The organism is Streptomyces sp. NPDC041135 (assembly GCF_055592085.1).
The window spans coordinates 33755-55494 of sequence record NZ_JBVIYZ010000026.1; the positions used below are offsets into that span (position 1 = coordinate 33755).

18 protein-coding genes and 4 pseudogenes are annotated in these 21740 nt (G+C 70.7%); 11 read left to right on the forward strand and 11 right to left on the reverse strand.

The window, feature by feature from the left end; genetic code table 11:
* Nucleotides 1-19 precede the first annotated feature (19 nt).
* Both ACZ6CZ_RS32615 and ACZ6CZ_RS32620 read right to left on the reverse strand, forming a co-directional pair.
* Nucleotides 20-2479 carry an FtsX-like permease family protein gene (locus ACZ6CZ_RS32615; RefSeq protein WP_469028481.1) on the reverse strand — a complete coding sequence of 820 codons (2460 nt, stop codon included), beginning with the start codon at nt 2477-2479 and terminating at the stop codon, nt 20-22.
* The gene (locus ACZ6CZ_RS32620; protein ID WP_469028484.1) at nt 2473-3210 is read right to left on the reverse strand and encodes an ABC transporter ATP-binding protein; all 738 of its coding nucleotides are present in this window, start codon (nt 3208-3210) and stop codon (nt 2473-2475) included. Before ACZ6CZ_RS32620 ends, ACZ6CZ_RS32615 begins: the two co-directional genes overlap by 7 nt.
* Nucleotides 3211-3948: 738 nt before the next feature.
* On the opposite strand from ACZ6CZ_RS32620, the gene ACZ6CZ_RS32625 reads away from it, so the two are divergent.
* Complete coding sequence (locus ACZ6CZ_RS32625) at nt 3949-5133, forward strand: serine hydrolase domain-containing protein (RefSeq protein WP_469028487.1); 1185 nt, start codon at nt 3949-3951, stop codon at nt 5131-5133.
* Nucleotides 5134-5328: 195 nt separating this feature from the next.
* Here ACZ6CZ_RS32625 and ACZ6CZ_RS32630 read toward each other — a convergent pair.
* The 3 genes and pseudogenes from ACZ6CZ_RS32630 to ACZ6CZ_RS32640 form a co-directional block, all read right to left on the reverse strand.
* A pseudogene (locus tag ACZ6CZ_RS32630) lies at nt 5329-5478 on the reverse strand (IS256 family transposase); the annotation flags it as partial.
* Between the two features lie 282 nt (nt 5479-5760).
* Complete coding sequence (locus ACZ6CZ_RS32635; RefSeq protein WP_469028490.1) at nt 5761-6444, reverse strand: response regulator; 684 nt, start codon at nt 6442-6444, stop codon at nt 5761-5763.
* Nucleotides 6441-7631, reverse strand: coding sequence for a sensor histidine kinase (locus tag ACZ6CZ_RS32640; protein WP_469028493.1), 1191 nt, complete (start codon nt 7629-7631; stop codon nt 6441-6443). The genes ACZ6CZ_RS32635 and ACZ6CZ_RS32640 overlap by 4 nt, the downstream gene beginning before the upstream one ends.
* A gap of 205 nt (nt 7632-7836) precedes the next feature.
* Between ACZ6CZ_RS32640 and ACZ6CZ_RS32645 the strand changes: the two genes are divergently transcribed.
* From ACZ6CZ_RS32645 to ACZ6CZ_RS32665, 5 genes are all read left to right on the forward strand, one after another.
* Entirely contained in the window at nt 7837-8091 is a 255-nt protein-coding gene (locus ACZ6CZ_RS32645; protein WP_469028495.1) for a hypothetical protein, read from the forward strand.
* Nucleotides 8088-8879 (forward strand): polysaccharide deacetylase family protein, encoded by a 792-nt coding sequence (locus ACZ6CZ_RS32650; RefSeq protein WP_469028497.1) that lies wholly within the window; start codon nt 8088-8090, stop codon nt 8877-8879. The genes ACZ6CZ_RS32645 and ACZ6CZ_RS32650 overlap by 4 nt, the downstream gene beginning before the upstream one ends.
* Before the next feature lie 52 nt (nt 8880-8931).
* Nucleotides 8932-9261, forward strand: coding sequence for a hypothetical protein (locus ACZ6CZ_RS32655; protein ID WP_469028499.1), 330 nt, complete (start codon nt 8932-8934; stop codon nt 9259-9261).
* Between the two features lie 119 nt (nt 9262-9380).
* The gene (locus tag ACZ6CZ_RS32660; protein ID WP_469028502.1) at nt 9381-9632 is read left to right on the forward strand and encodes a hypothetical protein; all 252 of its coding nucleotides are present in this window, start codon (nt 9381-9383) and stop codon (nt 9630-9632) included.
* 40 nt (nt 9633-9672) lie between these two features.
* Nucleotides 9673-10062 (forward strand): hypothetical protein, encoded by a 390-nt coding sequence (locus ACZ6CZ_RS32665; RefSeq protein ID WP_469028504.1) that lies wholly within the window; start codon nt 9673-9675, stop codon nt 10060-10062.
* 104 nt (nt 10063-10166) lie between these two features.
* On the opposite strand, the gene ACZ6CZ_RS32670 is transcribed toward ACZ6CZ_RS32665, so the two are convergent.
* The 3 genes and pseudogenes from ACZ6CZ_RS32670 to ACZ6CZ_RS32680 form a co-directional block, all read right to left on the reverse strand.
* On the reverse strand, nt 10167-10379 hold the full coding sequence (locus tag ACZ6CZ_RS32670) for a cold shock domain-containing protein (RefSeq protein WP_469028506.1): 213 nt from the start codon (nt 10377-10379) through the stop codon (nt 10167-10169).
* 719 nt (nt 10380-11098) lie between these two features.
* A pseudogene (locus tag ACZ6CZ_RS32675) lies at nt 11099-11762 on the reverse strand (HNH endonuclease family protein).
* A 132-nt stretch (nt 11763-11894) separates the two neighbouring features.
* Complete coding sequence (locus ACZ6CZ_RS32680) at nt 11895-12548, reverse strand: tetratricopeptide repeat protein (protein WP_469028508.1); 654 nt, start codon at nt 12546-12548, stop codon at nt 11895-11897.
* A gap of 131 nt (nt 12549-12679) precedes the next feature.
* Between ACZ6CZ_RS32680 and ACZ6CZ_RS32685 the strand changes: the two genes are divergently transcribed.
* Nucleotides 12680-13336, forward strand: a complete 657-nt coding sequence (locus tag ACZ6CZ_RS32685; protein WP_469028510.1) for a hypothetical protein — start codon at nt 12680-12682, stop codon at nt 13334-13336.
* Nucleotides 13337-13422: 86 nt separating this feature from the next.
* Complete coding sequence (locus ACZ6CZ_RS32690) at nt 13423-13767, forward strand: hypothetical protein (protein WP_469028512.1); 345 nt, start codon at nt 13423-13425, stop codon at nt 13765-13767.
* A 751-nt stretch (nt 13768-14518) separates the two neighbouring features.
* Here ACZ6CZ_RS32690 and ACZ6CZ_RS32695 read toward each other — a convergent pair.
* On the reverse strand, nt 14519-15208 hold the full coding sequence (locus ACZ6CZ_RS32695; protein WP_469028515.1) for a hypothetical protein: 690 nt from the start codon (nt 15206-15208) through the stop codon (nt 14519-14521).
* Nucleotides 15209-15595: 387 nt separating this feature from the next.
* On the opposite strand from ACZ6CZ_RS32695, the gene yddG reads away from it, so the two are divergent.
* On the forward strand, nt 15596-16540 hold the full coding sequence (gene yddG / locus ACZ6CZ_RS32700) for an aromatic amino acid exporter YddG (protein WP_469028518.1): 945 nt from the start codon (nt 15596-15598) through the stop codon (nt 16538-16540).
* A gap of 27 nt (nt 16541-16567) precedes the next feature.
* On the opposite strand, the gene ACZ6CZ_RS32705 is transcribed toward yddG, so the two are convergent.
* Nucleotides 16568-18346, reverse strand: a complete 1779-nt coding sequence (locus ACZ6CZ_RS32705) for a B12-binding domain-containing radical SAM protein (protein ID WP_469028520.1) — start codon at nt 18344-18346, stop codon at nt 16568-16570.
* 472 nt (nt 18347-18818) lie between these two features.
* Here ACZ6CZ_RS32705 and ACZ6CZ_RS32710 point away from each other — a divergent pair.
* Nucleotides 18819-18928: pseudogene (locus tag ACZ6CZ_RS32710) on the forward strand (IS5/IS1182 family transposase); the annotation flags it as partial.
* A 145-nt stretch (nt 18929-19073) separates the two neighbouring features.
* Here ACZ6CZ_RS32710 and ACZ6CZ_RS32715 read toward each other — a convergent pair.
* A pseudogene (locus ACZ6CZ_RS32715) lies at nt 19074-19226 on the reverse strand (SRPBCC family protein); the annotation flags it as partial.
* A 153-nt stretch (nt 19227-19379) separates the two neighbouring features.
* Here ACZ6CZ_RS32715 and ACZ6CZ_RS32720 point away from each other — a divergent pair.
* On the forward strand, nt 19380-21740 hold the full coding sequence (locus tag ACZ6CZ_RS32720) for an SCO7613 C-terminal domain-containing membrane protein (protein ID WP_469028523.1): 2361 nt from the start codon (nt 19380-19382) through the stop codon (nt 21738-21740).

Here is a 21740-nt window from a genome sequence, read left to right on the forward strand (position 1 = left end):
GCCGGCTCCGGAGCAGAAGTCACTCGCGTACGCCCGCCAGCTCCACCGCCCTGTGGCGCAGGGAGAGGCCGGCCGAAGCGACCGCCGAGATCACGGCGAGCACCGCGCAGGCACCCAGGGCCGCGGCGAGCGTCGCCCACGGGATCTCGATGGACGTGCACACCGAGAGCAGGCCCAGCGCGCTCCACATGCCCATCAGGTTGAGCCCGGCGACCAGTGCTCCCAGCAGTCCGCCGACCATGACCACCATCAGTGCCTCGGCGCTCACCAGCCGCAGCACCTGCCACCTGGTGGCGCCGGCCAGCCGCAGCACAGCCAGCTCTCCGACCCGGTCGGAGGTTGCCATGACCATCGTGTTGGCCAACGAGATGCCGGTGTAGAGGAGGGCGATCCCGAGGACCAGGAAGAAACCCATCCGGGTCGTCCGGTTGGTCTCCGGATACGTTGCCCGCACCCAGGCGTCCTTGGTGAGGACCTCCCCGCCCGACGCCCGTACCGCCTGACTCAGACCGGCGGCCACTGTGGCCGTGTCGGCACCGTCCGCGAGGCGTACGTCGACCCGGTCGACGGGCGCCGCGGGGGCGTTGCGCGGGGTGACGTAGACGCCGTTGTTGCCGGTGCCGATGGTCATGACCGCAGCGATCTTCAGGGACTTCCTCGTACCGTCACCGAGCCACACGTCCACCCGCTCCCCCACGGTGTGCTTCTCCCACTCCTCGTTGACGATGATCGAGTCGTCGTCCAGATCGCCCGCCTTCCCCGCGGCGAGCGGGAGACGGGCCGTTGCCGCGAGCGGTTCCGGCTCGGCGGCCCTGGCATCGGACCTGATGAGCGCCACACCGTCCTCCAGGACGTACACGGCGCTCGACGAGCTCGCCGAGACCTCGGCACCGGCCACGGCCCGAAGCCGCTGCAGCGTCGCCTCGTCGAAGCCGACGTTGCCCGCCGGAGCGACCACAAGGTCGGCGGCCGTCTGCTCGCGAACCTCGGTGGCGTTGGCCTCGTTGAGGGTCGCAGTGGCGCCCAGCAGTGAACCCGCCAGCGCGACCGTGACCAGCACGGGCGCCGCGACGGCGGCGGTGCGGCGCACCCCGGAGGCCGCGTTCTCCCGCACCAGCATTCCGCCCGCGCCCGGCAGTTGGGCCGGCAGCCAGGCGATCAGCCGGGCCAGTGGCCGCACCAGCACCGGCGCGAGCAGCGCGACCGCTGTGATCAGCAGCATCGGCCGACTCACATAGGTCTTGCGCTGCGGCAGGTCGCCCGGGTTCGTCACCAGGGCCAGGGCCAGCGTCACCGCGGCGGTGATCAGCAGTGCCGCGCCGAACAGCCAGCGACCCCATGTCATCGGCCGGGTGTCGACGGACGCCTCGCGCAGTGCCTCGATGGGACCGATGCGCCCCGCCCGCCAGGACGCGGCCAGCACGCCGCACAGAGCCACGAACAGGCCCGTCCAGAACGCCATGTGGTAGGGCCAGGTGTAGTCGCCGATGGTGAACCAGCGGGGCGCGAGGCTCTCGTCGACTGCCCACTCGGCGAGCTTCGGAGCCCCGTAGGAACCGAGCACGCAGCCGGCCGCCGAGGCGAGCACACCGACCGCGAGCGCCTCGCAGACGACCATGCGGCGGATCTGGCCCGGGGTCGCCCCGGCGGTGCGCAGCAGCCCGAACTCGCGGCGCCGCTGGGCCACCGCAAACGCGAAGGTCGAGGCCACCACGAACACCGACACGAACCGGGTGACGCCGCCGGCCGTGCCGAACATGGCGTTCATCGCGGTAAGGGCCTCGCTGTCCCGGTCGGGGTCGGCGTCGGCGTACCGGCGCGCGTTGCCGGTGAGGACCTGGACGCCTTCGCTGCCGCGTACCGCCTCGCGCACGGCCGCCGCATCGGCGTCGACCACGAGCTGGAGGCTGCGCGGCGACAGTTCGGCGGCACGGGCATCGGTGTAGAACAGGGCGTTCTCGAAGCCGAGCCCGGCCACGGTGCCGACGACGCGCACCGTGCCGCCGCCGGCGGTCCGCACCCGGGTGCCCGGACGGGCCCAGTCACCGCTGACGACGACCTCGTCAGCGGCCTCGGGCGCGCGTCCCGCGTCGAGGTGGTACGGCGCGAAGGCCGCCGTGGACCAGGGGTGGCCGATCAGATCGGCGGGCCACCCCTCGGCCCGCACGGCGAACGACCGGTCCTCGACCACGGTCCCGAGGTCCCGCAGCTTCGCGACGGTGTCGTCGGGCACCGCACGCGGCTGAGCGAGCTTCTGGGTGCGGTCGCCGACCGAGGTGGGCACCTCAAGGGTGTCTTGGCCCCTGACGACGACCGGCGCGGCGGCGAACCGCTCCGGCCCCCGGTCAGGCGCGTCCAGCGAGGACGCCAGGGCCAGCCCCATCACGGCGATCAGCGCCACGCCCAGGGAGAGGGCGACGAAACTGCCGAGGAAGGTGACCCAGCGGGTGCGCAGGGTGCGCAGCGCGGTGCTCAGCACGGCGCCGCCTCGAGCTTGGTCATGCGCGCCGCAATGTCCTCGGCGGAGGCGCCGATCAACTCACCGTTGACATGGCCGTCGACGAGGAGGACGACGCGGTCGGCGTAGGAGGCCGCGACGGGATCGTGGCTGACCATGATGATCGTCTGGCCGTCCCGGTCGACCATGCCGCGCAGCAGGCTCAGCACCTCGCGGCTGGTCCGCGAGTCGAGCGCGCCGGTCGGCTCGTCGCCGAACAGCACGTCGGGGCGGGTGATCAGGGCGCGGGCCAGGGCAACCCGCTGCTGCTGGCCGCCGGACATCTCCGTCGGGCGGTGGTGCGCACGGTCGCCGATTCCGACCTGTTCGAGCACCTCGCGCACCTGGGCCTTCTTCGGGCGGCGGCCGGCCAGCCGCAGCGGCAGGGCCACGTTCTGCTCGGCGGTCAGCGAGGGCAGCAGGTTGAACGCCTGGAACACAAAGCCGATGCGCTCGCGGCGCAGCAGGGTCAGCTTGGTCTCGCTCAGGCCGGTCAGCTCGGTGTCGCCCACGGTGACCGAGCCCGACGTGGGCCGGTCCAGGCCCGCGGCGCACTGCAGCAGGGTCGACTTGCCGGACCCGGACGGGCCCATCACGGCGGTGAAGGTACCCCTCGGGAAGGCAAGCGATACCTCGTCGAGGGCGGTGACGGACGTGCCGCCCGAGTCGTACCGCCGGGTCACGGAGCGCAATCGGACCGCGTCGTTGCTCATGTGTTCCCCCACCAGTACCTGTTCCTTGGCTCGTTGGTTCCTCCACGAAACCGCAGAAGCCCCGGGTGACGCAGTACGGCCCGAACGAGACTTGGGGTAGTGCCAGGCATACCGCCGATACGGACCCTCGACCGATGGCACCGGACCGGTGGGGCCGCTTACGGTCATGCCCATGCATCCTCGGAATGTGTGGCAGGCCACGTCCCGGCCGGGATTCCTGCGCTCCGCCGCGTATCTCCTCATAAGCCCTGCGGGGCGGCCCGTCGCGCTGCTCGCGTACGGCGGCGAGCATCGCGCGGAACTGGTCGACGACGGCCGGGTCCTCGGGGGTCAGGGTGCCGGGGGCGTGGCCGCAGCGGCGGAAACGACGGATCATCGGGCGGTCTCCCGCTCAGTGCGGGCGCCGGCGGGCGTTTTGAGGACGCGCGGCAGATGGACGTGCAGGAGCTCAACTGCGACCCCGCGGCCGCGGGCGCGGAGTTCGCGGGCCAGGAGTTCGGTGAGTCCGGACGCCCTTTTCCGGACCAAGGAAACGATCACGGTTGAGGCTCCTTCGACAAGAGAGCGGTCCCGTCTGACGGCGCGACAGCTCGGTGGGGTTGGATCCGCGAACCGTCACAGCGCGCTCGGCAGATCGACGCCAGACTGACGACGGCCCGCGCTGGGGGGTTATCCCCCGTTCTGGTCTTGGGGTGCGCCGGATCGCGCCCCGGTGGGGGGCGAAACTAGCGTCCAGCCATGACTTCGACTCTGCGAAAGCACCTGGTCATGGCCCTCGGTGTCGCTACGCTGCTCGCCGCCGAGGTGGTCCCCGCCATCGCTCAGCCCGCCGGTCCCTCCCCTGTGGAGCAGTTACGCCGGGACACCAAGGCGATCCACGCCCTCGGTGTGAGCGGTGTGCAGGCCCGCGTGATCGCGCCTGACGGTCGGCAGTCAGTCGCCACCAGCGGTACCTCCGACCTGAACACCGGCCGCCCGGTCTCTTCCGGGGGCTACTTCCGCATGGCCAGCACGTCCAAGACGTTGGTCGCCACCGTGGTCCTCCAGCTGGAGGCCGAGGGCAGCCTGTCCCTGGACGACACGGTCGACCACTGGCTGCCCGGAGTGGTGCGGGGCAACGGCAACGACGGTAGCCAGATCACCATCCGCCACCTGCTCCAGCACACCAGCGGCATCCAGGACGCCCTGCCGGGATACACCACGCCGAAGGAGTACTACCAGCAGCGCCACAACGTCTACGAACCCGAGCAACTGGTCGACCTCGCCATGGCCCATGAGCCGGAGGACTTCCTGCCCGGCACGGGCTGGGCGTACTCCAACACCGGCTATGTCGTGCTCGACATGATCATCCAGAAGGCCACCGGTCACCCCGCACACGAAGAGATCAAAAAGCGCATCCTGCGCCCGCTGGGCCTTGACCAGACCCGGTGGATGGGCACCTCGCCCACCCTGCCCCGGCCCCACGCCCAGGCTTACCAGCTCTTCGGCCCCGGTTCCCGGGTGAATGTCACCGACCAGGTACCGGTGGACTACGCGAACCTTTCGTGGGTCACGACCACTCGGGATGAGAACCGCTTCATCCGCGCGCTGCTCGACGGCCGCCTACTACCGGCACGGCAGCTGGCCAAGATGAAACAGACCGTCGCCGTGAGCGCGGAGGTCCAACAGCTGTGGCCCAAGGGCCGATACGGGCTCGGCCTGGTCGAACGCCCCCTAAGATGCGGAGGAACCTACTGGAGCCATGAGGGCGGGGACGGCGGCTACATCACCCTCAACGGCGTCACCGATGACGGGCGTCGAAGCGCTGTGGTCTCCATGTCCGAGGCCCGCGGCGACACCAAGGTTCACATACTGGAGCAGGAGAACGCGGCCAGCGCCCTGATCGAGAACGCACTGTGCGCCAGGGACCCCAGCACCCCGTGACCCCGTGAGGGGGAATGTCGTCGCTGTGGGCGGTGAGCTCAGCGTGGCGCTCCGCTGGTGCCGCAGACCAACGCTGCCCACCCCCTTGCCTCGCATGGCCCCTATTCGGCTTACCCCGGCGAAGGCCCGTCTTCGCCGTCCTCCACGCTGCCCCTGTCAGTCCATAAAACAAGCGGTGTTACCGGGGTGTTGGGGCTACTGGCAGGCTGCTGAGAGTCGGCCGTCGAAGGTGATGCCGAAGGCGTTCAGGGCGGTCTTCCAGCGCAGGGTCCAGCGGGCCTAACCGTTGCCGGTGGGATCGAGCGACATGATGGCCATGTAGACGCATTGCAAGGCGGCGGTCTCGTACTGGAGCAGCCCGCCCTCGCCGGTCAGCTGCAGGCCCTCGGCCTGGGCCCAGCCGACCAACTCGTCGATGAGCTGGTCGTCCACCGCCTTCGCCGGCTGCGGCTCAACGACCTTGACAGACTCGGCCTCGGTCACGGTGTCGCTGTTCATCGATGCATCTTCCTTGATCAGGAGTTACACCGATCGTTTTACAGACCCGGCATCCGCCGCACGGGACAGCACGGCTTCCTCCCGGGGCACCGGAAGCACCGTCTCTGCTGAATGCAGGTCGGTGATGGGTCAGATGCGGCCTGCGCGGTAGACGGTGAGGGCGATCTGCACGCGGTTGTTGAGTTCGAGTTTGGCCAGGATGTGGGAGATGTGAGACTTGACGGTGGGGATGCTCATGTAGAGCTCGTGGGAGATCTCCGCGTTGCTGAGGCCGCGGGCGACGGCGAGGGCCACGTCCTGTTCGCGTGTGCCGAGGAGGCTCAGCTGTGCTTCGGCAGGGTCCGTCGTGCGCTGCTGTTGTTGCTGCGCGGGTTGCGTGCCGGCGGCGGCAATGAGGTGGCGCAGGGCGTCGGGCGACATCACCGGTTCGCCGGTCGCGGCCGAGCGGATCGCCTCGATGATGCGGTCCGGGCGGGTGTGCTTGAGCAGGAATCCGGCTGCGCCGGCCTGGAGGGCTTGCAGTACGTAGGCGTCGGTCGAGAACGTCGTGAGCATGACGACCTCGGGGGCGTTTGGCCGGGCTCGTAGCCGGCGGGTGGCTTCGAGACCGTCCGTGCCTGGCATGCGGATGTCCATGAGGACGAGATCGGGCCGGTGCTCCTCGACGAGCGCTTCGACCTCCGCGCCGTCGGCGGCCTCGGCCACCACCAGGAGGTCGTCGGCGGAGGCGAGCATGAGGCGCAGGCCGACGCGGACGAGAGCGTCGTCGTCGACGAGCATGACCCGGACGGGGGTGAGGGGGATGGTGTTCATGCGGGCCAGGGCAGTTCGGCGCGCAGACGGTGGGTGTCGGGGGTGCGGGTGTGGGTGAGGCGGCCGCCGATCAGCGCGGCGCGCTCGCGCAGGCCGTCGAGCCCCGAGCCGCCGCCGGGCAGAGGCTGCGCGGGCGGGTCTGGAAGGGGGTTGGAGACGTCCAGGGTCAGGCCTCGGCCGCGGGTTCCGGCCAGGCGGATGTCCACGGGCTGTCCCGGGGCATGCTTGTGGGCGTTGGTCAGGGCCTCCTGCACGATCCGGTAGGCGGTGCGCTGGCTGGTGACCGGGGCCGCAGATGGATCGGTGAGATTCTGGGTGAGCTTGATCGTCATGCCGGTCTTTCGTGATTCCTCGATCAGCTGCGGCAGGTCTGCCAGGGTGGGCTGCGGTGGCTCGACCCGGGCGCCTTCGGTCTGCAAGGGGGTGCGAAGCACGCCGAGCACCTGCTGGAGGTCCTCCATCGCCTGGTGTGCGGTGGCGCGGACGAGGCCGGCCGCCTCGGTGATCTGGGTGCGGGACGCCAGCTGGTTCACCTCCAGGGCGCCTGCATGCACGGCGAGCAGGGACAGCCGGTGGGCCAGTACGTCGTGCATCTCGCGTGCCAGCGCGTCCCGCTCCTGCCGCCGCACCTCTTCCGTCCGCAGGGCGGCGCGGATCCGGGTCTGCTCCGCGGCCTCGCGCATGCTCCGCAGGTACAGCCCCCATCCCACCGCACCGGCGACCAGAACGCCGCCCGTGACCGCGGTCGCCAGCACACCGGCCGCGATCGACTCCTGCTCGGCCACGTAGAGCGGGAGCGGCATCAGCGCCAGCGCGGCGACCAGCCGGGTTGTACGGAGCGGCCGTGTCGCTGCCACCGTGGCCAGCGCGATCAGCGCGGCGGGGATCAGCGGCAGAGCGGCGGCCGCCACGATGAGGAGCGCGGCGACCGCGACGGGCCACCGCCTGCGCCCGAGCAGCAGCGCGCTGCCGGCCACCGGGACGATCCCGTGGGCCCACAGGGCCCCGACGGCGAACGGCAGGTGCGCCGCGAACGGAGCACCGGCCACGGGAACCGGGACGAGCTGCGGATAGACCAACAGACCACTGCCGGTCGCGAACTCCACCGTCACGCACAGCACCGCACTCGCGGCTGCCACCAGCAGGTCGGTGACCCTGCTGCCGAGGCGCGTTCTTTCCCACTGCATAGCGCCCAAGTCTACGAGGACCTCTTCCCCGGTCGCGCCGCACAGCGTCATTCACCGACCAAAGGATGACTCCCGCTCCGGAACTCATCCTTTCGATTCCCAACGCCCCGTTCTTTCGCTCCTAAGGCTGTCGACTTTTCACCGAAGACGATCGGTGGCCCGAATTCCTAGCGTGTTTCCCATCGGATTGCTGAAAGGAAACACCATGACATCCCGTAACTCCACCGTCCGGCGCCCTGCCCTCCTGGCGCTCGCCGCCGTACTCGGCGTCCTCGCTGTCGCGGTGGGCCTGCCGCTCGCTGACCGCGCCATCACCGTCCTGTCCGAGGCCGTTTTCGGTGGCGCGTACTTCGGTCCGGCGCTGGCCCGACTGGTCCTGTTCGCTTGCGGGCTCGCCGGCGCGGTCGCCCTGCTGAGCCGCGGTCTGCGGTCCGGTCGTGGCGATGCGGACCAGCGATGACAACGACCTTGCTCCGCTCTGGGCTTGTCCGGCCCCGCCCGTGCCGCCGCCTGGCCGTGGCCGTCGTGTCGTGCTGCGCCGCCTGGGCCCTCACCGGGTGCAGCACGCTCACCGGCGTGACCTCCCCGGCCGACGCCCGCGCCGGCGCCGCTGCCGACCAGCCCGCCTCCGGGCCCGTCGACTGCCGCGTCGCGCGGTGCGTCGCCCTGACCTTCGACGGCGGCCCCAGCGCACCCACACCGAAACTGCTCGACCTACTGAAACGGAAGAACGTGAGATCCACCTTCTTCCTGCAAGGAAAAGGTCACACCGACACCTTTCCCGAAACCATACGCCGCATGGCAGGCGAAGGTCACGAGATAGGGAATCACACATGGTCCCACAAAGACCTCACGAAATTGGACCGGCGGGGAATCCTGGCAGAAATACAGCCCGTGCAGCGGGACATAGAAGAGATCACCGGCCATGCGCCGACACTCATGCGCCCGCCACAGGGCCGTACTAGCGATGACGTGTCCGCCGTCCTCAAGGAGCTCGGTCTGGCCCAGATCCTGTGGAGCGTCACCGCCAGCGACTACGCCACCAACGACAGCGCGCTCATCGAGAAGCGCGTCCTCGAAGGGACGAAACGCGACGGCATCATCCTGCTCCACGAGCGGTATGCCGGAACGATCCCCGCGGTGGAGAAGATCATCCCGGCTCTCAGAGAGCGCGGCTACACCTTCGTCACGGTCTCCGGGCTGATGTCCCCGGCAAAGCCCCGCCCCGGCGCGGTCTACAGGCCCTGAACCGGGCCGCCTGGGACGCGTTACGAGCCCCACGTCAAGGATCTACCCGCTCGTGAAAGAGCTGGCCGTGGACGGGGTGCCCGTCACGGTGACGTGCCGGGTGCTGAAGCTCGCCAGACAGCCCTACTACCGCTGGCTCGACAAGCCGGTGGCCGACGCCGTACTGGAGGAGTCGTATCGCGCGAACGCACTGTTCGACGCTCACCGCGACGACCCTGAATTCGGCTACCGCTTCCTGGCCGATGAAGCGCGTGGTGCCGGGGCTCGGACGGCGGACCGGACCGCATGGCGGATCTCCCGGGACAACCGCTGGTGGAGCGTGCTCGGCAAGAAGCGCGGCAGGGGCAAGAAGGCCGGCCCACCTGGCACGACGACCTCGTGAGCCGAAACCTCACCGCGACCGGCCCGAACCGGCTGTAACTTGCCGACATCACCGAACACGCCACCGGCGAAGGCAAGCTGTACCTCTGCGCGATCAAGGATAAGTTCAGCAACAGGATCGTGGGTTACTCCATCGACGCGCAGATGCCGCACGTCGCCACCGTCAGCGGGGCGGAACTCCGCTTCGAACCGGAGGTCATGGGCGACGAGTTCATGGACGCGTTCGGGGAGCTGCGCGACGCGCAGAAGGCAGCCCAAGGCATCGACATGGAAGCATTGCCGCGGGGGTGGGAAGGCTGGACAGGCGCGCTCGCGCTCGAAAGCGTAGACGCCCACGCGTGGCGGCTGCGCACCCGTCCTCGACTGTTCTGACCGCAAATCGCTCGGTGAAATGAAACAGGCATCTGCGCGCTTGCCGAATTCCCTCTCGGCGTCGGCCGTCCACCCCGAACGCGTCGCCCAGGGGATGGACCTGTCCTCCTTCGACCCCCGCGACCCGGCCGTCTGTCGTACCCGCCGCCTCGGGCTCGCCGCCGCCCGCTCCTACCGCGACCAGTACGGCCACCTCCACGTCCCCGCCGACCACATCGGCTACCGGCTCGGCACCTTGCTTGGGGGTCGGCGGACAGTGAGCAGCAACAACTCCTCGACGCCGGACGCCCGAGATCCGGCCGGGCGAGACCGGGGCGGGCGCGGCGGCCAGGCCGGCGAAGACACCAGCAGGACCCCGGCGGCACGCGGCCCGGGGCGAGGCAGCCACGGCCGGCGCCAGGACCGTAGCAGGGCGGGGCCCGCACGGTAGCGCCGGCACGGGACGGTGAGGCTCCCGGGACGGCCTGGTGGGCCGGGCAGCAGGCGGACGGTTGCTCGGGAGAGCAGCAGGTCGGCACTTACCCGGCCTGGGGCTCAGCCCTCCGGGATGACCTCGTCCGCCTCCATGCCCTTCTGGCCCTGCACCGCGACGAAGGTCACCTTCTGGCCTTCCTTGAGACTCTTGAAACCGTTCCCCTGGATCGCCCGGAAGTGCACAAAGAGGTCCGGGCCGATTTCGGCGGTGATGAAGCCGAACCCCTTCTCATCGTTGAACCACTTCACGGTGCCGGACTGCCGCTCCGCCATATCCACTCCCTTCAGTCACTGATCAGGTCGGACGTGCACGACGCCCGATGAGCTGATCATTCCTGATGGCAGGACGATGGTTGCGGTGTTCGAGGCGTCTGACTGGTAAAAGTGACTCCTTCTGGGTGACGCCGAGTGGAACGCCCGTCAGGCACTCGGCGATCCCCGCCGCCCACGCCCGGCGGTAGCCGCCCGGCCGGGTCAGCTGCCCGCACAGCACCTCGGCCGCCTGACGCAGCCGCTGCAAGGGCGCCCGCAAGACAGAACCGGCGCACGCCCCGCCAGTTGACGGCTCGTCGACCGGTGCCACCACGCCCGCCCACCGCAATCTGCTCACACCGGTACATCCCCTCGCCCCCGGCCCCGGCCGGCGGGGGCGCGGCCGTTCATGCCGGCCAGCCACCACCGAGCACCCCTGGTTGCCCAGCATCCACTTGGTTTTGCCCGCGCCGCCGACGAAAGCGGGAGAACCAGCCGCCGGCCCTGTGCAGGGTGGCCTGCTCCTCCGTCTCCTGGCGCAGGCGCTCCTGCTCCTGCCGCTCGCGGTCGTCCGTTTCGGCCTGCTGCTCGGCTGCGACGGCCCCGTCCTGGCAGTCCTCGCACAGATGTGGGTGCCACGGACGCCTTGCTCGAGTCCCAGGTGTAGCCAACCGCCTGCCACCGGGCGTCGGTGAGCCTGTGCCCGCAGTTCGCGCCGACAGTGTGCGGCCGGGCCCCGGTCAGCGAGCCAGCGTGACGGTGACGGGGACGTTGGGGCAGCGGCCGAGCACCTCTGCGAGCGTGGCGTGCTCGTCGGTGTCAAGGCCCAGTCACCAGCGGGTCTTGTCGGCCACCCAGTCGTTGACGTACTGGCAGCGGTCGGCGGCAGCCGGGTGCTGGGGTCCTGTTCGGCCTTGGACCGGTTCGAGGCAGCCGAGACCGCGATCAGCGCGCGGTCGTCACCGAGGTCGTTGGCGTAGGCCTCCCGCTCCTTTCGCCTTCCAGGCGGAGGCGCCGGAGTCCCGGGCCTCGGCGAGCGGGTCCAGGTGGTCGATGTCCACACCACTGCGCCCCTGGATGTAGCGGTCGTCGTAGGGCGAGTACCACTCTCCCCCGCTCAGGGCGAGCAGCGCGGGCCCTGCGTCGGGACGATGACAGCTTCGGCCTTGAGTACTTCGGCGCGGGTGTTGCAGCCGTCCCGTCGGCGTCGACCCAGTGCCGGAACTTGGTGCGCTCATAGCCGGTGGGGTCCTCGGTGCGCACCGACAATTGGGCCAGGGCGTCCCCTACGGGCAGGGTGACGGAGTCGGCGGGCGCGGCGGCAGCCAGCACGGCGTGGGCGGACGTCGGGAGGAGGAGGGCGGCGAGCACGGCGACCGCGGCGGCGGCGCGGGCGAAGCGCACGAGCGGGAGCCCTCTCGAAGAACACAGGCAGGCCGTGATCTTCGTAGCGGCTCCCGCGCGCGACCCGGCCGGAATCCGGCAGCGGCTCTACCCGACCTGCACCAATGGGGCCGTGCCTTGCACGCGTGGGCTTCACCACCACTGCTGTATCCGTTGGCCGTCCGCGTCGAGGCCGAACGGCCAACGTTCCCGCACAGCCTCTGACGGCACATCTCCGTGGTCGGCAGCCCGGCGGTACAGGCCCTCGGCGCCCTCGTCGTCTCCGTCCTCTTTCAGCATTCGGGCCAGACACCCCAGCGGCCACAGGTCTCCCTGATCGACGAGCCGACGATACAGACGCCTGGCGCCGTCCCGGTCCCCGTCCCCCTCCCGCTGGAGGGCCAGAAGGTGCACGTCCCAGCTGCCTCCCAGGTCGGCGGCCTGGCAGTACAGGCGGTCGGCGCCCTCCTGGTCCCCGGCCGCCTCATGCAGCCGGCCCAGAGCCAACACTGCGCCGGCGTCTCCCCGGTCGGCGCCTTGGTGGTACAGGTGCTCCGCCCCGTCGCAGTCACCGGCCTCCTCCCTCGACCGGGCCAGGCTCACCACAGGTGCGGTGTCTCCACGGTCCGCTGCATTGTGCGCAATGCGCTCGGCCCCAGCGAGGTCCCCGGCCGCTTGCCGGAACTGAAACAGGTGCCAAAACGCCTTGCCGTGTCCCCGGTCGGCGGCTTCGCAGGTGTAGCCCTCCGAGCCCTTGTGGTCCCCGGTGATCTCCCGCAGCCGAGCCAGGCCCAGCAATGCATCCACCTCGCCATCGGAGGCGAGGCGACGGTACAACCGCTCCGCGTCCTCCCGGGATTTCCTCGCGGTGCACACGCCGTGCCCCATCGGCCGGATGGGGTCGAGGCGCTCTTGCGGACCGGTCCTACGCTGGAGGCATGGCCACCGAACCCTTGCTGAGACAAGGCCCCGACTCGACGGATCTGGTCCTGCGCGGCGGCTCACCAGCCGGGCCGGCGCGGATCGCGCTGACCTCGGCGGGACCCGCGCTGCTCACTCCGCTCGTCCTGGGCGTGCCGACCCTGCTCGTCGCCTTTTGGATGACGCTTGCCGGGGCGCGGGCATCAACCGTGTTCGTGGTGGTGGGGGTGATCGTCGGGCTGGAGTACCTGCTCGGCTGGCCGGGGCTGGCCTTTTCTCGGGCTCGGCGCATCCTGCGGGTCGAGTTCGCGCCGGCCGGATTACCCGCGTCCCTGCGGTTGGTCCGGGCCACGGGGCCGGACGACTGGCTGCCCGTCGACACCCTGCGCGAGGTGCAGCTGACGCACGAGGTGGTGGAGCCGTACCAGGGGGACCCCAAGCCGGCCGTCTCCACGCTCGCGCTGGAACTCGTCCTGCAGGGCGGCCGGGAGCGGCTCGCCCCGCTCCCGTTCGACGGTGACCCGCAGCGGCTCGCCGACACGCTGGAGGCCCTGCTCGGCCCGGCTGAGGTCGTGGTGGAGCTGCGCACCGAGCGCAGCACACGCCATCGGCCGCGACCCAACTCCAACTGGACCTCCGGCGGTTCGGCCTCGGCCGGCTCGGGTGGCGGCTGACCCCGGGCTGCCCGTGGCGCTCCCCGGCCGACAAGCGCCCGTCGGTGCAGCCCGCGGTCAGGCGGTGCAGGGCAGCGTGCCGCTACTTGGGCGCGTTGAGCCGCCGGGTGGTGAATTCGAGGATCGTTGCAACACGCGGTGACTGCACCTATGAGGAAGCTGGCCAGCGCCCGAGTCCGGGGCAGCTGTTGTCCTCCCCGGACGACGACAGCCCCCTTGTGTTCGGCCTGTCGGACAGCCTGGTCGAGACCCTCGCGGCGGCAACGCAGGCTGACCTCGGGCGCGCTGCCGAGCCGTGGTCCATGACGGCTGAACTGGAGCAGAGCCGAGTCGACGCCCAGAATGCGCTCGGCGTCCTTGAGGTTCTGGCTGGCCTGGAACAGCTCGCTCAGGCTGCCGGCCTGCGCGTGTATTGCTGGTGGTCCTTGTAACCCGTGGGAGGTCTTCCACCGCCACATCCAGGAGATCGAACGCTGCGGTCACCGTCCGGGACAGGAAGTCCCTGCCACGGTCCACCCGCACCTTCTCCGGCAGGCCACCGAACGGGCCGTAAGGGTCCTCGCGCAGGACCGCTGAGAGCAGTGCGGCCAGCACCGACTCCCGCGACGGATGCACTGGCGTGACCGCCACACCGGTGATCGCGCTGGTGGCGCAGTCGGTGAACCAAGTGATCCACGGCCTGCGAGGCTTGCCGCCGACATCGACCAGCACCGGAACCTGCATGTGGTCGGTCTACACCCGGTTGCGCCAATCCCGCGGCCGGGCCAGGAACACATCATGCCTGCGCGCCGCCCGCTCCCCTTCCGCGAGCCCTGCCCGCTCCCCCGGCGTCAGATCACGGCGGATCGCCCGGTGCAGCCTCGGGATCGATGGAGGCGGCTGCCCCTCGCCCCTGGCCGCGCGAGCGGTCGGCTCGCGATGCACCGCCGCGACGTTCCCCTTCCACAGCCCCAGCAGAGCCCGGACCTCATCAGTAACCGTGCACCGCCCGGGATACACGGCCCGCTCCCCCGGTGCCTGGGCCGCAGCCTCGTCCCGCTCGGCGGCCGACAGCCACCGCCACACCGCACGCTCCCGCACCCCCAGCACGTCCGCCGCCGACCTCACCTGCCCAGTGGTGAGCTTCCCCTCCCGCCGTAAGGCCGGCAGACGGCGCACCACAGGCTCCCGATGGCTGACGGTTTAGCCGTCTTTGTACACGATGAAGTAGTCCCTGGAGGGGAAGGTGAGCTTGAACACCATGCCGTACTTGCGGCGCAGGTTTGTGACGCTGGTGGAGGCCGGCTCACGCAGGCATCGGTGGACAGGTGGATCGCTGGGGGAGCATGCCGGTAGTTCCTCGATCACCTCGCGCTTTCCGGTCTGGCGGACTTGGTCCCAGTTGAGCGTGACCGTAGCCGCGTTGAACAGTTCGTTCGGCTCACCAGTGCCCGGGCCCTGCGGATCGCCTGTCCTGCCCCGGTAGTAGTCAACGACCTTGGTCGCGTAGATGAAGTCGTGACCGAAGGGAATCGGGGAGCCGTCGGGGTCGCCTGCGGTGAGGATGCTGTCGATCGTTTCTGACACATGGTGTGGACTGGCGCCGAAGTAGGCGTTGAGGTACATCGTGCAACGGATTGTGTACTGGTCGTCCCCGTCTTGGAAGAACAGCTCCTTCGCCCGCCCGCCCATGCATGAGTCGTCCACGGTCACCAGGCCGAGTGTGAGCGCGGTGTGGGCATCCCAGTCGGTGATGGTGTTCCGGATCTCCTGCTCCACCTGCTCTCGGGCCTTGACCGCCTCGGCGCTTCCAGCGAGTTTGCGGACAGTCTTCTGGCTGGTGGCGCCGTCCTGCGAACAGGCGGATGCGGCCAGCAGCGCCACGCTGCTCACCACGCCCAGAATGGCTCTGGTACGACGTCGATGCCCCACGGCCGTTCGCCCCCTCTGTGTCCATGACCACTCTGGACGGCGGGAGGGAAAGGGCGCGTGAGTATGCGTACTCAGCTGTCACCGTGGCACAGCGGGCGCCAGCCTGTGGCAGGCAACGGTATCGGGCGAGGCCGTTTGCAACGGCTGAGGATACGGAGCCGTGTTACCCGGCTGTTGTGCCGGTGGCGTCTCTTCCCCATACGTAGGCGTGGCCCGTTCGCGTCTCTCTCCAGTCTGTTCCACGTTCTGACCGGAAAGCGCGGGTCCCGGTCACGCGCCTCCCTACGATGCGCTGGTGTGGTCGTGACGTGACGTACCGTCATGCGACGGCGGTGGGTGGGAGGGCACATGGACGCTGGGAACGCGCGAGCCGGCACCGTGGCAGCGGCGGAGGGGTGCGACTCCGTGACACACCCGGTGCACCGGCTCAGGGCCACCGCGATCGGTGCCGGGGCCGTACTGCTGTGGGCGTCTCTGGCCCTCTTCACCACGCTGACCGGGCGGATTCCGCCTTTCCAGCTCACCGCCATGGCGTTCGCGGTCGGCGGCGTCCTCGGACTGCCCCGAGCACTGCGCGGCGGCGGGGCACTCGTCCGCGCGGTGCCCCGCGGGGCCTGGGCGATCGGTGTCGGCGGCCTGTTCGGCTACCACTTCTTCTACTTCCTGGCCCTGCGCAACGCCCCCGCGGTCGACGCCGGCCTCATCGCCTACCTGTGGCCGCTGCTGATCGTCGTGCTCTCCGCACTGCTGCCGGGAGAACAGCTGCGCTGGCGGCACGTGGCGGGCGCCGTGCTCGGGCTCGGCGGCACGTTCCTGCTGGTCACGGGCGGGCACGGCGTGCAGTTCCGCAGGGAGTACCTGCTCGGGTACATGGCAGCCGCCGTGTGCGCGGTGGTGTGGTCGGCGTACTCGGTGGCCAACCGGCGCTATCCTCGGGTCCCGGCGGACATGGTGGCGTTCTTCTGCCTGGCCACCGCGGTGCTCGCGGCTGTCTGCCATCTGCTGTTCGAGGACACCGTGCGGCCCGGCGGCGGGCAGTGGCTGGCGGTGCTCGCACTGGGCCTCGGCCCGGTCGGCGGCGCGTTCTACATCTGGGACCACGGCACCAAGCACGGCGACATCCGCCTCCTGGGCACCCTGTCGTATGCCGCCCCGCTGCTGTCCACCGCCCTGCTGATCGCGACGGGACGGGCCGATGCGAGCTGGCCCGTCGCCGCCGCCTGCGTACTGATCACGGGCGGCGCCGTGCTCGCCTCGGCGGACGCGCTGCGCGCGGCGCGCCGCCGGGGCTGAGCAGGCCACCGCCGTCGTCCCATCCCGTCAGGCGTCCACGGGCCACGTGCCGCGGCGAACCATCTCGATCACCCTGTCGGCGCCGTTGGCGCGCACGAGGAGTTCCAGCCGCATGCGTTCGATGCCCTCCGCGCTCCATCTCTCCGTCGCCATGGTCGCCTTCTCGTGCGACCAGCCGTTGTCGTAGTGGCGCACGACATAGTCCTTCTGGAAGTCCCACATCTTGGTGCCCGGCAACGGGGTGACGATGAAGGGGTTCGCGTACGCCATCCCGTGCCCCATGAGCGTGACCGCGTAGTCGATGGTCTTCTCGATCTGCTCCAGCGACTCGACGTACGGTTCGGCTCCAGGCCGCCCGGGCGGGTTGACGAAGCCGAGCATGAATCCGCCCGTGACCTGGATGCCGTACTCCGTGAACATCTCCACGATCTCGCCCGTGGCCTTCTGGAAGGCGTTGAGACGGGGCTTGCCGGACTGCTCGAGACTGTCCTCGTTGGCGCTCTCCACGGCCAGGTAGACGCTGTAACAGCCGCCGTCGGCCATGGCCCTGATCAGGTCGCGGCAGGTCAGTCCGGAGCGCATCGCGGAGAGGATGTTGCGGAAGTTGGGGTTGCGCCGCTCGGCGTCGTCCATGCTGTTCGCGAACTTCTCGCCAAGATGCAGCAGGACGAGATTGAACAGGCTCAGGCCACCCTCCTCCACCCACGGCAGATCGTGCTTGCGGAGCAATTCGAAGACGCGCATCGCGTAGAGCGGGTCGTGCAGCAGGTGATCGTCCTCGATGAGCACCTCGGTCACACCCTGCTTGGTGATCTCGGCGAGGTGCAGGTCGAACCAGTCGAGGCCGAGGGCCCGCCAGGGGCCGTTCACCATCGGGATGTAGCAGAAGTCGCAGCCCACGTTGCAGCCGATGGTCGAGAAGATCTGCGCCCAGGCACCGTGGTCACGTACCCGCTTCCCCGACGAGTGGTACGCCTGCTGGTACTGGCTCATGTCCAGCATCCCGAAATCGGGCAGCGGCATCATGCCGAGCCGCTGGTCCAACCCCTGCCGCTTCGGCAGGATGCGCATGTACGGCGACTTGGCGGTGGTCCGCACAACGGCGAGGTCGGCCCGCCGGTAGGCGACGCCGGGCACCGCGTCGATGTCGCCGCCCTCCTCGGTCAGCGCCCGCAGCAGCGCGGTGAAGGTCTGGTCGGCCTCGTTGATGACGACGTGGTCGAAGGGCGAGTCCGGCACGGCGTACTGCCAGTCTCCGCTGGGATGGGCGCCGCCCGTGACCGTGACGATCGCCGGGTCGATGTCCTTGACCAGGTCGGCCAGGGCGCGCGCGTTACCCCACTGGACGGTGTAGATGCACTGGACGCCGACGACGTCCGGTTCGAACTCCTCGATGACCGAACGCAGTTGTGCGTCGTCGAGGCCGTAGCGGACCAGGTTGCTGCCCCCGCCGAGGTCGACGAGCCGGCGTTCCTGCTCCCAGCCGGCGAAGGGTGAGTCGACGATGCGGACGTCGAAGCCGGCGAGGCGTGCGCCGGACGCGATGCGCAGGAGACCGATGGGGGTGCCGGCCCGTTTCATGACCTCGAACGTGTCCAGGCCGAGAGCCCGGAAGCTGCTGCGCTCGGGGGAGGGCTCCACCACCCGGGTGTACGAGGGCACGACGAGCAGCACGCGGGGCGCCTCACCGCGGGCGCGCCGCCGCGTGCCGGAGACCGAGCTGCGCAGCGAGGGCCTGCCCAGATGCCGCAAGGCCGGGCGCTGCGGGGCGCTGGAGAACGTGATGACCGGATTCTCGACGACCACAGGTAAAGGGGGCACGACTTGAGTCACGAGCACTCCTTCCAACCGGTTGACCAATCAGACCGATGCGAACGGGAGTTCGCTCGCCATCGTGGCGTGCCTCACACTGTTGCAAGCGACGTTCTCCAAGAAATGGCGTGAACCGGACCTTGGCCGTGACGCGCAGTGCACCGCAGTTCAGCCGACAGGCCCGTCGGCATGCCCTTGTCGGCGGTGGCCTGCTCGGCATCGGGCGGTGGCCGGGATGGGCGCCGCGGCGGCGGGTCCGCGCACTTTCCCTGGACCTAGAACGCCACGGCCTGCGATGGGCCTGGCCCGAGGTCGACCCCGCCCACCCCGGCTCACGCACCATCGTCGAGGCCATGGCGTCGCTGCTGAGCGAACTCGGTGGCACCGTCGAGACCGGGGACGGCGGGGCACGCTGCGGTGCGATGATCCGGACGTGGCTGGTGTGTGATCACAGTATCGGCGCCGTGACCACCTCGGACCGATGCTCGCGCTCCAGCCCCTCACACCGTGCTCATCGCGGACGGCACCCTGGTGCCCACTCGCGACCACACCATCGCCGAGCAGTCGAAGAGCTGTCCAGCAACGCACCCCGGGATGAGGGCCCCTTGCGCCCGCTTGTCGCCCTCGTGTCGGCAGAGCCCGGGACACGAGCCGGAACAGGTGATCGGCGCGAGTATCCGCCGTCATGGACGCCCCGTCCCGTTCCGGGAACGAGGTCCTTCGTGAAGGTGAGGTCGTACGGGAGGACGTAGCGGACGCGGACGACGCCGGTCGTGTCGTCGACGCGGTGCACCTCGCGCACCTGCGGCCACCAGCGCGCATAGTCCTCGGCCCGCCCCAGCGCCTCGAGGACGCGGGCGGGCGGCGCGGGCAGGGCCTACAGGCTGCGGAAACGGTAACGGGTCCAATCCATGGGCAGAGTGTGCCCGCGCGCGGCCGGCCAGTGCGGCTGAGTACGTGTTCTGAGTACGCGTTCTGAGTACCGGTGCTCATGCCGCCGGAGGGGACGCCGACCACACTCCGAGGCATGACGTATTCTCCGCCTCCGGCCGAGCAGCTGCGGCTCCTCGACACCGAGCTGCGACACCTGGACGCCCGCCGTGCCCAGCTGCTGGCGCGCCGCGCCTGGTTGGTCGCCGCGCTTCAGCAGGCGACGGCGCCGGTCGCGCCGGGATGGCCCGCGCCTCCGGCCCCGCCCCGCCGCCTCGAGACCAGCGCTCCGAGCGTGCAGAACGTTCTCCTCCTGCTCGGCGGGGTCCTGCTCACCGTCGCGGCGATGGTCTTCACGCTGGTCAGCTGGGGACACCTGGGGATCACCGGGCGGTGTGCGGTGCTCGGAGCGGTCACGCTCGCGGTGCTCGGCGCGCCCGTCGCGCTGCTGCGGCGGGGGCTGCGCTCGACCGCCGAGTCGGTCGCGGGTCTCGGCCTCGCGCTGACGGTGCTGGACGCCTACGCCCTGTACGAGGTCGCGTTCTCCGCAGCGGACGGCACGATGTACGCGGCGGCCGCCGCCACGCTGCTGGCGACGGTGTGGGCCGGGTACGGCACGACGCTCGCCGCGCGGCCGGGCACGGCGGCGGTACGGCTGCCGCGCCCGGCCGCCCTGACGGCCGCTCAGTTCGCGCTGCCGCTGTGGGCGCTCGCGGCGGGCGGCGGAGCGCACACGGTCACGGCCGCGCTGCTGCTGACGGCGGCGTTCGACGCGGCGGTCGCGCTGCGGGTCGCGCAGCGGCCGGTGCGTACGGTCGCGGTGGTGTGCGCCCTCGCGACCGGCGGCTGGGGCGTCCTGGCGGCCGGCGGACTGTCGCTGGAGGCGTCTGGTCCGGGCGCGGCGACCCGTGCGGCGATGCTCCTCGTCCTCGCGGCGGTGATCGCCCTGGGCGTGGCCCGGTTCGCCCCGGACCCCGGCTTCGTCACGGGTGGGGCCGTGGTCGGCGCGCTGTGTGCGGTCGCCGCACTGGGCGGCGTCCTGCGGGCCTCGGCGCCCGGCGAGTGGGCGGCGCCCGGCTATTTCGCGTGCGGCATAGCGCTGTTGGCCATCGCCCGGGGGACGCAGCCGGTGCGCCGGGGAGTGGCCTGGGCCTCCGCCGTGGTCCAGGCGGGAGCGGTGCTGTGGGCGGTTCCGGCCGTCGGCGTCACGCTGCTGGGCCCGGTCGCGTGGCTGCGGCACATCTGGTCCGGAGCTCCGTCCGATGCCCGCGCCGCGGTGACGGTCGACGCCTTCTGGCCGCCCTACGCCGTCACGGCGCCCCTGATCCTCGCCGCCGTCGCGGTGGTCCTGGCGACGGTGGTGCGGGACGGGCAGTGGCGTCCGCAGGCGCGGACCGCCGCCCTGACGCTGGTCTGCGCCGCGCTGCTCGTCGTCCCCGCCGCGCTGGAACTGCCCTACGCCGTCGGCCTGTTCGTCATGGGCGCCACGGCGGCGGTGCTGCTGGCGCCGGCGACGCGGGCGACGACCGTGTCGGCGCTGCTCGTCTCGCTCGGTCTCGCCCTCCTCGCCCTGGCCACGGAGGCGGCGACGCTCACCGTGCTCGCGGTGCTGACCGCGATGTTCGCGGGGGCCGCGTGGCGTGGCCGGGCGGCAGCCGTGTCCGCCGCCGCTTCCCTGGCATCGGCCACGGCCCTGACCGCGGCCGTGGGCGCCGCCGCCGGCTGGCGGCCGGAGCACATCGCCCTGCTGGTGCTCGTGGTCCCCGTCGTCGCGGCCGTGGCCGCACCCCGGATCGGCGACCCGGTGACGACCGTCGTGGTGGAGGCCGTCGGCGCCGGAGCGGGCCTGCTGGCCGTCGGCCTCGCCGTGTTCGACCCGCCGCTGCTCGCGCTGGTGCTGTCCCTGTGCGCGGTGATCGCCGCCAGCACCGCCCTGCGCCCGGACCGGCGTGGCGTCGGGTACGCGGCCGTCGCCCTGTTCGTGCTGGCCTCATGGGTGCGGCTGGCATCCTGGCAGGTGGGCCTCGTGGAGGCGTACACCCTGCCGGCGACGGTCCCGGCACTGGTCGTCGGGGCCCTGCGCCGGCGCCGTGACCCGGCGGTCTCCTCCTGGACGGCGTACGGCCCCGGGCTCGCCGCCACGCTGCTGCCGAGCCTGGCCGTCGCCTGGGGCGACCCTGGGTCGACCCGCCCCCTGCTGCTGGGCGCGTCCGCGCTGCTGCTGACACTGCTGGGGGCCCGATACCGTCTGCAGGCGTCGCTCGTGCTGGGCGGCTCGGTTCTCACACTGGACGCGCTGCACGAACTCGCCCCATACCTGGTCCAGGTGACCGACACCCTCCCGCGCTGGGTGCCGCCCGCCCTCGCCGGACTGCTGCTGCTCGCACTCGGTGCGACGTACGAGCAGCGGCTGCGGGATGTCCGGCGGGTGCGGGATGTCCTGGAGAGGCTGAACTAG

What these genes read in the sequence shown, in the direction of transcription:
- ACZ6CZ_RS32620 (WP_469028484.1), bottom strand. Translation starts at nt 3,210, where the DNA reads ATGAGCAACGACGCGGTCCGATTGCGCTCCGTGACCCGGCGGTACGAC.
- ACZ6CZ_RS32625 (WP_469028487.1), top strand. Translation starts at nt 3,949, where the DNA reads ATGACTTCGACTCTGCGAAAGCACCTGGTCATGGCCCTCGGTGTCGCT.
- ACZ6CZ_RS32635 (WP_469028490.1), bottom strand. Translation starts at nt 6,444, where the DNA reads ATGAACACCATCCCCCTCACCCCCGTCCGGGTCATGCTCGTCGACGAC.
- ACZ6CZ_RS32640 (WP_469028493.1), bottom strand. Translation starts at nt 7,631, where the DNA reads ATGCAGTGGGAAAGAACGCGCCTCGGCAGCAGGGTCACCGACCTGCTG.
- ACZ6CZ_RS32645 (WP_469028495.1), top strand. Translation starts at nt 7,837, where the DNA reads ATGACATCCCGTAACTCCACCGTCCGGCGCCCTGCCCTCCTGGCGCTC.
- ACZ6CZ_RS32650 (WP_469028497.1), top strand. Translation starts at nt 8,088, where the DNA reads ATGACAACGACCTTGCTCCGCTCTGGGCTTGTCCGGCCCCGCCCGTGC.
- ACZ6CZ_RS32670 (WP_469028506.1), bottom strand. Translation starts at nt 10,379, where the DNA reads ATGGCGGAGCGGCAGTCCGGCACCGTGAAGTGGTTCAACGATGAGAAG.
- ACZ6CZ_RS32685 (WP_469028510.1), top strand. Translation starts at nt 12,680, where the DNA reads ATGGCCACCGAACCCTTGCTGAGACAAGGCCCCGACTCGACGGATCTG.
- yddG (WP_469028518.1), top strand. Translation starts at nt 15,596, where the DNA reads ATGGACGCTGGGAACGCGCGAGCCGGCACCGTGGCAGCGGCGGAGGGG.
- ACZ6CZ_RS32720 (WP_469028523.1), top strand. Translation starts at nt 19,380, where the DNA reads ATGACGTATTCTCCGCCTCCGGCCGAGCAGCTGCGGCTCCTCGACACC.